This is a genomic window from Haemophilus haemolyticus, assembly GCF_003490595.1.
Taxonomy (GTDB): Bacteria; Pseudomonadota; Gammaproteobacteria; order Enterobacterales; family Pasteurellaceae; genus Haemophilus; species Haemophilus haemolyticus_L.
The window spans coordinates 1-16,542 of record NZ_QQGY01000014.1; the positions used below are offsets into that span (position 1 = coordinate 1).

Annotated in this window: 9 protein-coding genes; 8 read left to right on the top strand and 1 reads right to left on the bottom strand. The window is 39.6% G+C overall.

What is annotated here, in order from left to right; translation table 11 throughout:
* The 7 genes from DV415_RS09730 to DV415_RS09775 form a co-directional block, all read left to right on the top strand.
* The coding region (locus tag DV415_RS09730; RefSeq protein WP_239990924.1) for a hemagglutinin repeat-containing protein at positions 1–2,073 on the top strand (2,073 nt) is incomplete at its 5' end.
* Between the two features lie 70 nt (positions 2,074–2,143).
* Positions 2,144–9,604 carry a two-partner secretion domain-containing protein gene (locus DV415_RS09735; protein WP_192879127.1) on the top strand — a complete coding sequence of 2,487 codons (7,461 nt, stop codon included), beginning with the start codon at positions 2,144–2,146 and terminating at the stop codon, positions 9,602–9,604.
* Between the two features lie 334 nt (positions 9,605–9,938).
* The gene (locus DV415_RS09745) at positions 9,939–10,229 is read left to right on the top strand and encodes a hypothetical protein (protein ID WP_053466522.1); all 291 of its coding nucleotides are present in this window, start codon (positions 9,939–9,941) and stop codon (positions 10,227–10,229) included.
* 565 nt (positions 10,230–10,794) lie between these two features.
* Positions 10,795–11,016 carry a hypothetical protein gene (locus DV415_RS09755; RefSeq protein ID WP_118796470.1) on the top strand — a complete coding sequence of 74 codons (222 nt, stop codon included), beginning with the start codon at positions 10,795–10,797 and terminating at the stop codon, positions 11,014–11,016.
* 406 nt (positions 11,017–11,422) lie between these two features.
* Positions 11,423–12,232, top strand: coding sequence for a type 1 periplasmic-binding domain-containing protein (locus tag DV415_RS09765; RefSeq protein WP_118790165.1), 810 nt, complete (start codon positions 11,423–11,425; stop codon positions 12,230–12,232).
* Positions 12,225–12,443 (top strand): hypothetical protein, encoded by a 219-nt coding sequence (locus DV415_RS09770; RefSeq protein ID WP_053466517.1) that lies wholly within the window; start codon positions 12,225–12,227, stop codon positions 12,441–12,443. The genes DV415_RS09765 and DV415_RS09770 overlap by 8 nt, the downstream gene beginning before the upstream one ends.
* Positions 12,444–12,627: 184 nt before the next feature.
* Complete coding sequence (locus DV415_RS09775; RefSeq protein ID WP_239990925.1) at positions 12,628–15,546, top strand: hemagglutinin repeat-containing protein; 2,919 nt, start codon at positions 12,628–12,630, stop codon at positions 15,544–15,546.
* Positions 15,547–15,552: 6 nt separating this feature from the next.
* Here the strand turns inward: DV415_RS09775 and DV415_RS09780 are convergent, their stop codons facing one another.
* Entirely contained in the window at positions 15,553–15,885 is a 333-nt protein-coding gene (locus DV415_RS09780) for a hypothetical protein (protein ID WP_118791735.1), read from the bottom strand.
* 188 nt (positions 15,886–16,073) lie between these two features.
* Here DV415_RS09780 and DV415_RS09785 point away from each other — a divergent pair.
* On the top strand, positions 16,074–16,542 hold a 469-nt coding region (locus DV415_RS09785; RefSeq protein WP_153063413.1), incomplete at its 3' end, for a hypothetical protein.

Genomic DNA, 16,542 nt, shown 5'->3' on the forward strand with positions numbered 1-16,542 from the left:
GCGGCTGCTGGGGCTACTTTCGGCGGTAATTACGGAAAAGGTTACGGTAATGGTGATGAAACTACTTATGTTGTTAGTCATGTAGGAGATAGCCAAAGTAAAACCGTGATTAATGCAGGTGGTGATGTCACTCTTGCAGGCAGTCAAGTGAAGGGTAAACGTGTTGAATTGGATGCGGAAAACCTCAATATTGAGAGCTTACAAGATAAATCTCGCTACCATGGTAAACAAATGAATGCAAGTGGTAGTGTGACAGTAGGCTATGGTTTTGCCGCAGGTGGTGGTTTCAATAAATCAAAAATCAATGCTGATCATGCAAGCGTGAATGAACAGGCAGGAATTTATGCCGGAGATGAAGGTTATGATATTAATGTTAATAAGCATACCGATCTTAAAGGTGCATTGATTACCTCTACACAAAAGGCAGAAGCTGATGGTAAAAACCATTTTAGCACCGGCAGCCTGACTCATTCAGATATTGAAAACCATTCAAACTATAGCGGAAGTAGTTTTGGTGTGAGCGGCAGTGTGGCAGCGAATTTTAACACACCATTTGGTGAAAATGGTGCAGCTCAAAGTACAAAACAAGCCACGGATAAAGATGGTAATCTGCTTTATACCGATAAAAATGGCAACACAACTGTTAATTCTAAAGGAGTAGATGGAAAAGAGAACACCAAGAAATTGGCTGAAGGCAAGGAATCTCTTCAATTTTCTTATGGCATGGGCTATGGTAAAGATTCTGATAGTCAATCCAGCACAACAAAAAGTGGTATTAATACACAAAATATCATTATTAAAGATGAAGCAGAACAATTAAAACGTACAGGCAAAACGGTACAAGAAGAAATTGCTGCGATAAAAACCGATATCACTACAGAGAGTGCACCAAGCCAAAGTGGCAAATTAGAGAACCGTTTTAATAAAGATGATGTTCAAAAAGAGCTTGATTTCCAACGTGAGGTGACAGAGAAATTTGGACCAAATGTCGCGGAAGCAGGGAGTTTGCTTGCTAATAAATTTGGCGAAGAAGCGAAAGTGAAGCGTCATGAAGCTGCAATTGCGTTAGAAGAAGCAGAAAAAGCCAAGGCAGAAAACAACAACGAAACTAACCGCGCTTTAGTCAAACAAGCACGAGATAATTTTGAGACAGCGAGTCGCAAAGCTAAAGAATGGGAAACAGGTGGAAGTCAACGCCTTATCATTGATTCAGCATTAAATGTTATCAGCACCGCTTTAGCCGGCAGACCGGCAGCGGAAGTGGTGGCTTCAGGATTATCACCTGCGGTGAATAATCAAATTAAGAAAGCAACAACAGATGCAAAAGGCAATGTGAATACCGCGCTCAATTTGACTGCTCATGCACTTTGGGGTGCGGTAGAGGCTTATGCAGGCAACCGTAATGTTGCTGCGGGTGCGGCAGGTGCAGCGGGCGGAGAGGTGGCTGCTCATTTCCTAGCCTCGACACTTTACAATAAATCACCTGAAAAGCTTAGCGAAGAAGAAAAACGTACGGTATCGTCTTTAAGCCAGGTAGCAGCAGGTATTGCTGGTGGTACTTTATCAGATAGCTCTGATGGGGCAATTATTGCAGCTAAGACAGCGAAGGATTCAGTGGAGAATAACAGCATGGCTGATGACGTTCATCCTAGTGATGAGCGTAAGCAAAACATTGAAATGTATGCCAAGGTTTTATTCAATGGAGATGAAGATAAAGCTAAAGAATATCAAGAAGGTCTAGAGATTGCAGAAGCTCAGGGTCAAATTGATAGTGTTAAAGAAACAGCGGATGCGGTTGTTAATTTAGATGATACAGTAGTGTCTTTATGGGAAGCTATTTCAAATCCAGAGAAAACCTATAATAATATTGTGGTCTCGTTGAAAGATTGGGATGAGGCTTATGCGCGTGCTCTTCAAGAAAATCCAAAACTCGCGGGTGAAATGCAAGGTTACCGCCAAGGTAAAATGTGGGGCATTAACTATGATTATTTCGTAGGTGTTCCAATTAAAAAGCCAGAAGGATTTAGAACCAGTCATGTGACAACCGGATTTAATGTGAGCTACCGTTTTTAATGCTCACGCTTTTAGATGAATAAATTGATTAAAACCAAACAGAATTTAAAACTTTAAAGGAAATTAAAAAATGAATAAACGTCATTATAAAGTTATTTTTAGTCGTGTATTAAATCAGCTTGTGGTGGTCTCTGAGTTAGCAAAATCTCAAGGTAAAGCACAAAGTGAAAATGTGAGTTCAGAACAAGAAAAAACAGGATTATTTTCAACCGCACTTTCCTTCTCCCTCAACTCCATTCATTTCAGCTTAATGTTAGCATTGGGCTTCGTCTTTTTAACGCCTTCTGCTCATGCCGAAGATATGGCGATTCGTGCAGATAAATCAGCACCGGGTAATCAACAACCCATAGTACTTCAAACAGCGAATGGTTTACCGCAAGTAAATATTCAAACACCAAGTGCAGGTGGGGTATCACGTAACCAATATTCACAATTTGATGTAGCAGAGAAAGGTGCCGTGTTAAACAATGCTCGTAAAGCAGTACAAACGCAAATGGCGGGTTGGGTGCAAGGTAATCCGAATCTTGCTCGCGGTGAAGCAAAAGTGATTCTTAACGAGGTAAATTCAGCGAATCCAAGCCGTTTAAAAGGTTATGTGGAAGTGGCGGGCAAAAAAGCAGATGTGGTGATTGCCAACCCAAGTGGTATTCAGTGTGATGGCTGTGGTGTGATTAATGCGGGGCGTACAACCCTGACAACCGGTAAAGCGGAAGTGGAAAATGGTGAATTGAAAGGCTATCGCGTAAAAGGTGGTAAAGTGACTGTTGGCCAAAAAGGGATGGATAACAGTCAATCTGATTATACCGATATTATCAGTGAGCAAGCCGAAATCAAAGGTGGGGTTTGGGCGAAGAAAGGCATTAAAGTTACCACAGGTAAAAATAACGTTGACCGCACCAACGATTCGGTTGTGTACGTGGGTGATAAAAACACCGATAACACTGACCGCACTTTTGATACCCAAGGCGACAACCAAAGCTACAGTGTAGATGTGAGCCAATTGGGTGGGATGTATTCAGAGAAAATCCATTTAGTGGATAACGGACAAGGTCTTGGTGTACGCAATGCGGGGCACATTGGGGCATCAGCGGGTGAGGTGGAGATTGATAGTCTTGGGCGTATTGTTAATAATGGGTATCTTCAAGCAAAACAAAGGGTGCAATTAACCACTCAAAGACAGATGGAAAATCAGGCAGGAGGGAAAATACTTGCTCATGAAGGGGATATCTTGATTCAGAGCAAACAAGATATTGCGCAATCGGGTGTGATGAGCGCTAAACGAAATGTAGCAGTGAAAGCAAAAGCGTTGAAACAAGTGGAGCAAGGTGAAATCCAAGGGGGAGCGATTGAGCTTAAGGTTCAAGAAACGCTGACAAACCGAGGATTGATAAATAGTAAAGGTGAATATTCTAAAGGGAAAAAGCCAGACTTGCATATTCGAGCTATGTCTGTTGAAAATATAGGCTCAGGGCGTATTTATGGTAATCGTGTGGTAATTGGGGCAAAGTTGATTGAAAATAAAGATGAACTTACACCTGAGAATGGGCGTCAAGATGCGGTGATTGCTGCGCGTGAATATTTAACGCTAGGTGCTGAGGAGATTCGAAATCAAACCCGCCATTACATCGCAATGCAACAGGGTAGTTCAACCCTATACGGTGAAAAGGGCGTTACAGTGGGAGGTGAGATAGATGAAGATTATCAGGCTCAAGGTAAAGCAAAAATGTTGCTTAATCAAAGTGGGACGATTGAATCACCAAGTGGTGCTATTCAACTTAGCGCAGAAAAGGTAAATAATGAAAATCTGCACTTTCATGCAGAGATAGAGAATCAATCAAATGAAGTGATTGATGAGCAGTATATTATTCCACAAGGGTATAAAACAGAGGCGCGTATTGATTATGGGCTTTTAAAATGGATTTCATTTAGTCGAGCGGGGAAATTGGCTTATCGAAGAGATAATATTAATCCTCTTAAAGAAGGGGAGCCGATTCACGCAGAACACTTATTACCTGAAGTCAATGAAATCACTTGTCAGGATTATGTTAATCAACGTGGTTGTCATATTAAACCTGAATCTATTTATAACGCGAATCATCCTGCTTGGGGTTATTTTGGTATTCAACCACCGACTGACATGCCAGCGGGTTTAGCGGATATCAATATGCCTGAAGAGCCGATAAAACCAAAGGAAGTCGAAAAGCCGAGAAAAAATAGAAGAGAAACGGCAGAAAGTTATGCGGCTCGCTTAGTCGATTATGAGAAAGCGGTTGCTGATTATCGTATCGCATTGGCAAGTTATGAACAGGAGAAAGCCACTTATGAAACGCGTTTAAAGGCGTATCAACAGGCTATTGCGCCATTTAAAAGTTGGATTGATGCTAACGAAGTTGCGTTTGATGCGTTGCAGGCTAAAATTACCGAGCATAATCGACACTTACTGGGTAAAACCTTTAGTGATTTTTGGATAACCAAGCTTAATCGACGAGTCATTGATGAAAGTGTTGTAAAAACGACCTTGCCAGGTCAAATTTTGGCAAGCGGAGATATTTCTATCAACGCAGCACAAGTGCTTAACAACCGCAGTCAGATAATATCTGGAGGGCAGCTTAGCTTAAGTGGTGATGTGCATAATGAAGATGAAACGGGTTATCATATACTAAATGAATATGGGACGAGTCAGTGGACTTATTCCCGTTGGCGCGGTGGGCTTAAGCGTTATCATCAACGCAATTGGGGTGCGGTGAATGCGTATAACCGAAATGTGGAAAGCGTTTATCAAATGGGGGTTAATCACTATAAAGCGCAGACAGATTATCACACACATCAACAGACTCAAGCTTCTCAAAGTGGGGAGTTATTAGCAAAAGCGCAGGATGCCTTATTACCAAGCTCTTCACTCTATCGTCTTAACCCTGAAGCAGGTAACGTTTTAATTGAAACAGATCCACAGTTTACCGATCGTCGTAAGTGGTTGAGCAGTGACTATATGTTCAACGCACTTCGCAGTGATCCACAAAATATCTTGAGACGCTTAGGTGATGGCTATTACGAGCAACGTTTAGTGCGTGACCAAGTGAATCAGCTGACTGGACGTATGTTCTTAACGGGTTATCAAGATTTAGAGGCGCAATATAAAGGGTTGATGGATAATGGTATTACCTTTGCAAAACGTTTCAACTTAACCCCAGGTGTGGCTTTAAGCCCTGCTCAGGTTGCACAACTTACGTCAGATATTGTCTGGTTTGAGGAAAAAGAGGTAACCTTACCAAGCGGAAAACAAGTCAAAGTGATGGCGCCTCGTGTCTATGCGATGGCGCAGAAAGGCGACTTAAATGGTGAAGGCGCGTTGATTTCAGCGGATGTGATTGATTTACGGAGTCATCGTTTAACCAATAGCGGCACCATTGCAGGCCGTAAGCTTACGTTATTAAATACCGAAAGCTTATTCAACGCAGGCACCATTACAGGTGATAAAGTGGGCATCAACACCACGAATAACTTCGATAATATCGGCGGTAAAGTGGAAGCCGAGCGAGAACTTTTGGTGGATGTGGGCGGTGATTTAAATCACCAAAGTACCACGATGACGACAAAGGTGGACTTATCTCATTTTCAACGTAGTGAAACGACACTGGCTCGTAAAGCACTTTTCCATGTAAAAGGAGAAGATGGCCAGTTACAACTCTCATCAAATAATCTGAACGCTAAAGGGGCAGATATTATTAACGATGGCAATGGCAGCACGCTTGTTCAGACCAAAAATAACGTGAATCTCACCGCACTTTCAGTGGGCTTTGATGAGAAGATGGGGAAAGGCAATCATTACCGTCATGAGAAAGTGGAAGAGGCGGTAGTAAGCCGCATAAAAGGCAAAGGTGATGTTGCGCTAACCGGTAAAAATATTTTATCCGAAGGGGCACAGCTAGAGAGTGAAGCGAAGTTAATGGCCATCGCGGAAAACGACCTTGTGTTGAATGGTGCGAAAGAAAGCCGAGATTTTGAAGAGTTTCACAAAACGAAAAGCGGCAGCCTTGCTAGAACGACCAAAACCAGCCTAGACCAACAACAATCCGTTACTCAAGTCGGCACACAGGTGAGTGGTAAAGACGTACTTCTTTCAGCAGGTCATGATGTGAAGGCGAAAGGCATTCAGGCTATTGCGGATGATAATCTGCATATTCAAGGCGGACATGATGTTGATATTGCAGCAGATACCAATCATTTCAAAAATAAGCGCGTGGAAACCAAGAAAACCAGAGGTGTGTTCACAGGTGGCGGTATTGGTCTTACCTTTGGCTCCAAATCAGAAAAACATGATTATGAAACAGAAGGTTGGACACAGTCTGATGCACGTAGCACACTAGGTTCAATGAATGGCAATATCAGGGTGAGTGCGGGTAATCATACAAATGTTCTTGGAACGGATATGATTACGCCAAACACGAATCGCATTGATATTGAGGGTGCAAGTGTTAAGGTCGAAGCGGGAAAAGATATCATTGAACGTAAAGAGGGGCATGAGTATAAACAATCTGGCGTGACGATTGCCTTGAGTACCCCGGTGACCGATATGGCACAAGCTGCTTATAACAGTGTAAAACGCAGCCAACAAGTCACCAATGGAAAACTCAAGGCACTTTATGCAGTGAAAGCCGCGGAAGAAGTGGGCATGGCAGCTCAAAATGTGGGTAAGGTAGCGGAAACCTTAGATGCCTTACGTGCTGGTAATATGCAGAATACGGGGACGACATCCAGCCCAAGTGTGAAGATTAGTATTGGTTATGGCAGCCAAAAACAAACGCAAAGTAGCGAAAGCCAGAGTATTAGTCATCAAAAATCAACGGTGAGCACAGGTACGTTTAATGTAAAAGCCCGCGATGAAAAACTCACCTTTGAAGGCGTGGATGCGAATGCGAAATTGATGGCATTATCAGGCAAAAAAGGGATTGAGATAAAAGGTGTAAAAGACGAGGAGCATCAACATACCAAAAATAAATCAGTAGGGGGCAGTGTAGGCGTCTTTGTTGGAACCAATGGTAATAGTTATGGAATTGGTATTGAGGGTTCGGTGAATGTGGCCAAGGGCAAATCTAACTCGGATAGCGAGCGTTGGCAAAACAGTCACTTGCAAGCGGATAAGCTCATCACAAATAGCGAAGCAGGAAACCTCAGCCTTGATGCAGCAAATCTTAAAGCGAAACGTTGGGAAGCGGATATTCAAAATCTGACGATAACGAGCCGTCAAGATACAGAGAAATACGAATCCAAACAAACGAGTGCGAGTGCAAGTGGCTCGGTAGCGTATGGTTCAGGTGGCGGAGCTTCGGTGAGTGCCTCCTATAACAAAGCGAAAGTGGATTATGCGCAAGTCAATGAACAAGCTGGGATTAGTGTGGGAGAGGATGGTATGGATGCCCATATCCACAACCATACCCAACTGAATGGTGCCATCATTGAAAGTGATGCTGAGGCAAGTAAAAACCACTTCAAAACAAAATCGCTCACGCATACCGATATTGAAAATAAAAGCGAGATTAAAACCGAAAGTGCGAGCATGAGTGCGGGCAGTGGCGGAGTGAATCCAATGCAGGCGCTTAGCAGTGCCTTAAGCTTATTGGGTAACACCAATGAAAGTGCGCGCAGCACCACCCAATCAGCCATCAGCGGCAATATTCAGATAGACACCGAAACACCAGAAAATCTAACCGCACTTTCACGTGACACCAAAAATGCGAATCAACGTGTTGAAAAGCAAGATTTACAAAAAGTGCAAGAACGCCAAGAAATGGCTAAGGTGATAGGTGATATCAGCAACAACGCGATAAGCATCGCTACGTATAATGAGCGTGAGAAGATTAATAAACTGTCATTAGAAAAATTTAAAGCGGAAGAAAAATACGGCAAATCAAGTACGCAAGCGCAAGAAATTGGTAAACAAATTACCGCTATTCAAAATGACATAGACGGCACTTACGGCATTGGAAGTAAGACTGGCATGGCGATTCGCGCCGTGACGGCGGCATTACAAGCGGCGGCACAAAATGATACTGCAGGCAGTCTTGTTGCACTGGCTTCACCTTATCTCAACAAAACCATCCACGAGATGACGGCGGGTGACACCGCAAAAGACAAAGCTGCGAATCTTATGGCGCATGCTCTTCTTTCCGCGGTGGAGTTTCAAGTGACAGGTAAAGACCCATTGACGGGTGCTGTGGCTGGGGTGACAGGAGAAGTGACTGCACAAATCCTCACACAGGCAATCTATAATAAAACGCCAAATCAACTTGCAGCAAATGAGAAGGAAAACATTAGTACGTTAAGTCAATTGGCGGGCGGATTGGCTGCAGCATTGACAGCGAAAGCGAATGGCACCACAGCGGAACAAGGGGGGAGTTTCCTTGCTGCGACTTCTGGAGCAGAGACGGCTAAAAGGGCGGTGGAGAATAATTTCTTGAGTGAGGCTTCAAGAGCGAGATTAAATGCGTTAAAAACAAAATATCATCGTGGAGAAAAATTAACAAATAAAGAAAAATTGGAGTTTAGAGATTTAATTGAATCAGATCAGCGTAGTGACGTTCTCTTGGATAAATTTAGAAAAGATCCAAATTCCTTAAATAGCAAGGAAAGAGAGGCATTTTTAAGCTATGTAGATCGTTATTATATAGAAACTGTTACGGGGAATACCGCATCTGGTTATAAATTGGCGTCATCAACATCGCCAGTTAATGCTCAAAATCGTTTTGAATCAGAATATTTAATAAACGATCCTGTACCAAAACGAGATTATGGTCATTTCCCTTTTGCAGGTACGGATGTACAAAGATCGCAAGCAGTGAATACCTTGCCAGAAGAGAGCAAGAACTGGCTAGGTTGGCGTTCTGAAAAACATTCTCGTGATGAAGAGATGTATTATACTGTCAAGAATGAACTTGATGCTCCTGAGAATTATAAAAATTCATCGAATGGGAAAATAGCTTATTCAGTTAAGGATGGACTGGAACTTGGTTCGACTATTTATGGTGGATTGGGTGTATTAAAAGGTGCTAAAAAAATCAATGATGTGATGTCTAATTCAACTAAATTTACTTTAGGCATTGCTGGTGCAGGAAGTGTGGGCGCACAGCTAATGTCTGACGGAACAGTCGATCCGAGAAGTTTAGCAATTGATTTGGTTACGGCATATGCACTTAAAGGGAAGGGATTTGGTTTGACGGTGGGTGGTAATGCTGCCTCTGGGGCGCTAAATAACTACATTACAGATAAATCCATGTCTCAAGGAGCAATAAGTAGCGGTATTGGTTCAGCTATTGGTTACGGTATGGGTAAAGCGATTGAAGTACCGTTAGATAAGAAGATTAACCTGGATCGCACGTGGGCTAAATATAACCTTCAGCCTTTAAATGATAAGATTCCTTATGTTGATGTATATAGAAGAAATATTATACCTAGTATCTCTGGTTCAACAATGAGTGAGATAGGTAATAGAGTTTTTCAGAATTACTATACAAAACCTAATGAGGAAAAATAATGAAAAAGATTATTTATATTCTTATTTTTTCTCTAGTATCTGGAGTCGTTTTTATGTTTATTATGTTTTTGGCTGCAAGGTTACTCTATAACATAAATAATAGTATTAGTTTCTATTGTATTGATATATTGTCTTTTTTTAAAAGCATGAATAAAAAGGAGGTGGGCTTTATTATCCTTATATCATCAATAAAATTTGTAATAACATGTCTTCGTTATAGAGATTACTAAAGGTTACGCTAGGTATTAATATGACTGGCTTAGATATTTAAGCTATTAATGAAGAAATGAAGATAAAATACTCCTTAAAGATAGTAATATCGGAGGAGCTTTAGGTGGAGAATCAAGTAATAGATGGTTTCAATATGAATATAGTAATTGGAAAGGTAAAAATAATGAAAAATAAATTTTTATCTATCTTAATAATAATTATTTTGGGAAGTTTTCTATTAAGTATCTCAATGTTTTTGATTGCCAGAATTCTTTATAATTTTGAAAATAATATGGATTTATTTAATATACATTTCTTGGATTATTTTAATGATGGTTTTATTGAGCGCTTAAAAATGATTTTTATGCATGTTTTTATATTTTTTGTTTCAATTTTATGTTTCTATAGAAAATAATCCTCAGATAACACAAGCCCTCAAGATAGCGCGCGTCTCCTGACGCGTGCTTATATCTAACTAAAAATAAACAAAATGAAGTTATTAATAAAAATAGTGAGGACCTGAATCAAATGAAAGGGATGTTTTGGGCACGCGTTATAAAACGCGCTCCATCGTGGGCCTTCACAGGAGAATGATTAATGAAAGTTATCTACCTTATTTTATTTTCTCTACTTTCTAGTGTTTTTGTTTCTTTTACTATGTTTTTATTAGCTAAGTTTATGTATAACATAGAGAATAATATGCCTATTTTTGATATAGATTTAGTATCGTTTTTTGTACAAAAAACAGCCAGAGAAATAAAAATGATAATTTTCTTATCTGTAATTATATTTGTAGTTTTTTATATGTATTATAAGAAAAATGATCTATTGCAATAAGATTTATATTAATACACCCTAGCCCCTGACATATACTTGTATTTATCTAAAAATAAACAAAATGAAGTTATTCATGAAAATAGTAAAAATCTTAATCAAACGAAATTGATGTTTTAGGCACGCGTTAGGAAATGCGCTCCATAGTGGGCTATGGAATAGGTAAAGCTATTGATATTTCATTAAATAAAAAATACTTAGATTTAACTTGGGTTAAATATAATCCTCAGCCTTTGAATGATAAACTCTCTTATGTTTATACATATAGAAGAAGTATTGTTCCTAGTATTTCAGGAAGTTTAGGAAGGGAAAGTTTGAATAGAGGCGTCCAATATATTTATAATGAGTCTCAAAAAGGAAGTAAATAATGAAAAGAATCATGTTAGATATTCTACTTTCTATTTTTATTGGAGTTTCTTTTTCATTATTATCGTTGATAGTTGGTAGATTGCTTTACAATATTGATAATTCAATATCTATTTTTGAGCTAGAATTGATTGATTTTGGTATAAAAAAACTTTCATTTTTAATCAAAATGACATTGTTTGTATCAAGTATTTACTTTATTCTTTTTTTCTATGGTAGGAATTTAAAGTAGCAAGATAATGTACTTAAATAATTATTTACTCACAATCTTAAATTTTGAAACAAAAATAACAGATGAAGATATGTATTATACTGTCAAGAACGAACTTGATGCTCCTGAGAATTATAAAAATTCATCTAATGGGAAAATAGCTTATTTCAGTTAAGGATGGGCTGGAGGCGAGTTCTATGCTTGCTTTAGGTAGTGGAACTACTGTTGTAAGAGGTGTTGCCCTTATGGAGAAAACCGCCGCAACAGTTGGAGGTGAGGCTATTACTCTAGCTAATAAAGGGGGGCAAGTGTTACGTCTTGGTAAAGATGCTGCAACAAAAGCTTACATTGATGGTCAGCTAACCTATATTAATTTAGTTGATAAGGGAATTAAAGCCTACAATACTGCTTCAACAAAAGCAGCAAATGCCTATATCAACGGACAGCTTGCGTATGCGGATGCTATTGCGAAAGGAGTTAATACAGCTAAAATAGCGGCACGAGAAGGTATTGAAGGAACCCGAGAATTAGTGAGTCAAGGAATTTATTATTCTTATAATCCTACACAGGCTAAAGTAGTTCAAACAGCTGTCCAGGGAATTGAGCATGGTTTGAAACCTATAACTGAAATAACATATAAGCAATATGCACAAGGAGTAGCGATGGGAGCTACAGCTAGTGCAATAACTCAATATGCTGCAACAGGTGATATTGATGTAAATAAAACTGTAAGAACAGGGTTACTTGCTCCATATCTATTAAATGCTCCTTTAGGAACTTCAGTTTTAATTGGTTCTGTTGATACTGCAGTATCAACAGTATCTGATGGTAAGTCTCATTTAAATGAGCAAGCAAAATATGCTGAAAGTGTAACAGTGGGTAATGCTGCAGAGAAAGCTATTCCCTCTCCAATGAAATTTTTTGCACCTTATATTGGGATTATTGCTGGGGAATCTATCAATCGTTTAAATGAGAAATTAGATAAAAAAGTACAAAAAAATGAGTAATTTTATTTTAGCTTTAAAAAGAGCTGTTTTTTTAACATTTTTAACTCAGTTAGTTTATTGGATAAATCGTTATTTTATTACAGGGGTAATAGATCAGGTTGAGTTTATTTTTAACTGGGAAAATATGATTTTTTCAATAAGAATACTGGGAGCATACTTCGTAACATATTATATGGCTATTATCTATTTGGGAGATAAGAAACAAGACTGATTGAGGTTATTTTTTCAAAATTTGCATTATAAAAACTTTTGTGTTGTTAGTTCAGCTTTTTAATTATTTGCGAATGGTTGAAGTTTTAAATAGTATATGATTTGAAATGATAAAATATAATAAAGTGCGGTCAAATTTCAAAGAGTTTTAAAACTTCTCAAAAATTGACTGCACTTTTTGTATTGTGAAAATTAGTCTTGGTTATGGCAGCCAAAAACAAACGCAAAGTAGCGAAAGCCAGAGTATTAGTCATCAAAAATCAACGGTGAGCACGGGTACGCTAAATGTAAAAGCCCGCGATGAAAAACTCAGTTTTGAAGGCGTGGATGCGAATGCGAAATTGATGGCATTATCAGGTAAAAAAGGGATTGAGATAAAAGGTGTAAAAGACGAAGAGCATCAACACACAGAAAATAAATCTGCAGGGGGCAGTGTAGGCGTCTTTGTTGGAACCAATGGTAATAGTTATGGTGTAGGTATTGAGGGGTCGGTGAATGTAGCGAAGGGCAAATCCAACTCAGATAGCGAACGTTGGCAAAATAGTCACTTGCAAGCGGATAAGCTCATTACCAATAGCGAAGCAGGAAACCTCAGCCTTGATGCAGCAAATCTCAACGCGAAACGTTGGGAAGCGGATATTCAAAATCTCACTGTCACGAGCCGTCAAGATACGGAAAAATACGAATCCAAACAAACGGGTGCGAGTGCAAGTGGCTCGGTGGCGTATGGTTCAGGTGGCGGAGCTTCGGTGAGTGCCTCCTATAACAAAGCGAAAGTAGATTATGCTCAAGTGAATGAACAAGCGGGTATTCGTGTAGGTGAGGATGGCATGGATGCCCATATCCACAACCATACCCAACTGAATGGTGCCATCATTGAAAGTGACGCTGATGCAAGTAAAAACCACTTCAAAACAAAATCGCTCACGCATACCGATATTGAAAATAAAAGCGAGATTAAAACCGAAAGTGCGAGCATGAGTGCGGGCAGTGGCGGAGTGAATCCAATGCAGGCGCTTAGTAGTGCCTTGAGCTTATTGGGTAACACCAATGAAAGTGCGCGCAGCACCACCCAATCAGCTATCAGCGACAACATTCAGATAGACACCGAAACCCCAGAAAATCTGACCGCACTTTCACGTGACACCAAAAATGCGAATCAACGTGTTGAAAAACAAGATTTACAAAAAGTGCAAGAACGCCAAGAAATGGCTAAGGTGATAGGTGATATCAGCAACAACGCGATAAGCATCGCTACGTATAATGAGCGTGAGAAAATTAATAAGCTAGGACTTGAGAAGTTTAAGCTGGAAGAGCAAGAAAAAGCGTTGAAGGGACAAGCGGGTAATGAACAACAGCTTGCCGCCATTAAGCAACAACTGACAAACGTTCAAACAGAAATCACGAAAACTCAAGGTGAAATCGACCGCACTTACGGCATAGGTAGTGAAAAAGGCATGGCGATTCGTGCGGTGACAGCGGCATTACAAGCGGCGGCACAAAATGATACCGCAGGCAGTCTTGTTGCACTGGCTTCACCTTATCTCAACAAAACCATCCACGAGATGACGGCGGGTGACACGGCAAAAGACAAGGCGACTAACCTTATGGCACATGCCCTTCTTTCCGCGGTGGAGTTTCAAGTGACAGGCAAAGACCCATTGACGGGTGCAGTGGCAGGGGTGACAGGAGAAGTGACTGCACAAATCCTTACGCAGGCAATCTATAATAAAACTCCAAATCAACTTACGGCAAATGAGAAGGAAAACATTAGCACGTTAAGTCAATTGGCGGGCGGATTGGCTGCAGCATTAACGGCGAAAGCAAATGGCACCACAACAGAGCAAGGTGGTAGTTTCCTTGCGGCAACTTCTGGGGCTGGAACGGCTAAAAGGGCAGTGGAGAATAATTTCTTGAGTGATGCTTCAAGAGCAAGATTAAATGCTTTAAAAGCAAAATACCACCGAGGAGAAAATCTGACAACGAAAGAAGAAAAAGAATTTATTGGTTTAATTCAATCAGATCAGCGTAGTGATGGTCTATTGGATAAATTTAGAAAAGATCCAAATTCCTTAAATAGCAATGAAAGAAAGGAATTTTTAAGCTATGTAGATCGTTATTACATAGAAACCATTACGGGAAAAAGAGCATCTGGTTATAAATTGGCGTCATCAACATCACTGGTTAATGCTCAAAATCGTTTTGAATCAGAATATTTAATTAATGATCCTGTACCCAAACGAGATTACGGTCATTTCCCTTTTGCAGGAACAAATACCCAAAAATCACAGGCGGTGGATTCATTGCCTGAAGAGAGTAAAAACTGGTTAGGTTGGCGTTCAGAAAAACATTCTCGTGATGAAGATATGTATTATGCAATCAACGGTAAATATGAAGCGATTGAAAATTATAAAGAGTCGTTCAATGGAAAATTAGCTTATTCTGTTAAGGATGGACTGGAACTTGGAGCAATGATTTATAGCGGTGGTGTACTTTCAAATGCATTAAGCAAATTGCCAGCAACTGTTAATACATTGAACTTACCAAATAAAGTGGTTTCTGCAACAGCGAAAGTTGGGGATTTTGCTAAGAATCATCCTCTTCTGACAGAGAAATTTGTTAACTCAGGTACAAGTATGGGATTCACTTACCTTGGAAATTCATTAAGTGGGAAAGAGACTTCTATGAGCGATCTGGCATGGAGTGCAGGAACTGGTTTTGCTGCGGGAGGAACAAAATTTGGAACAACATTAGCTATTAACACTGTTAGCTCGGGCATACAGGCTAATTATGAGGGAAATGATCCTCTTTATAAGATGGGGGCAACTGCTGGGGCAACAATTTTAGGAGGAGGAGCTGGAAAATTGTTAGAAAAAGCAGGATATAGAGTATTAACTGGTAATGTTAGTAGGAATAAAGATTATTATGCTCCAGAAAATAGAAATCAAAAATTTTATGATCTTTTGAATGAGGAGTATAAATCTGTTCCTGCTCGATTAGGAACTATTGGCGATTCAGCAACTAGTGAATATCTTAATCAGAAACTAGAAAAAAATGAGAGAAAAATAAAGAATTGGGTAAAGGGAGAGCCTAATAATGAATAAAATTCTTCAAATTATTATTTTTTTAATACTAATTTTTTCATGTTGTTTTTTAGTTTTTTCATTAGGTTTAATAATATTTTCATTTGTTATAAATGGAGGCTCTATTTCTTTAGATGAAATAATGGAAATAATAGTTTTTTGCTTTAAATTGTTTTCATTTGGCTCTCCTTTGATATTATTATCAATATTTATTTCAAATAAAATTAGGAAATGGCATTGGTAGGAGTTTGAAAAAGTATGTTCTAAAAATATCAAGCTCTTAGTTTTCAGATTTTTAGAAGTTTGCGAGTTATTTGAAAGGAATATAATTTCCCCCCCCCTGATGGCGCAAGCGTCCACCCCCAAGATAGCGCGCGTCTCCTGACGCGTGCTTGTATCTATCTAAAAATAAACAAAATGAAATTGTTAATAAAATCTTAATCAAACGAAATTGATGTTTTGGACACGCGTCAGGAGACGCGCGCCATCGTGGGGGAACGACATTTGTCTCTAATGATAAAAATATCCTGCAAGCTAATAATGGCGATGTGAAATTGCTGACAGCAGAAACAACGGATAGAAGCACTCAGATGCGCAAAGGGCATAGTATAGGGGAAGCGGCTATCTCAGATACCGAGCGTTTCTTTGGTTATAATCGCACTCGGATGAATCAGGACGGAGAGCAGATTACGCATAAGGGTAGTCTACTTGCAAGTCTCAATAGTACGGTTGATGTGTATGCGGGTAAAGATTACTTGCAAACAGCAAGTGAAGTTTTAGCCAAGGAGAAGGTTGATATTAATTCACAAAATATCACCATCAATAATGTAATTAATCACCAAGATAACAGCTATAGTGAGAGTGATTTAAAAATAGGTCAATTTAGTCGAGTAAAATCGCCAATCATCGATTTAATTAACACGATTGAAGGGGCGGTAAAAAATGACAAAGCCTCTGACCGCTTGAAAGCAGCAAATGTAATGAGTGTAGCTGCACAGGGTTATAACTTATATAACT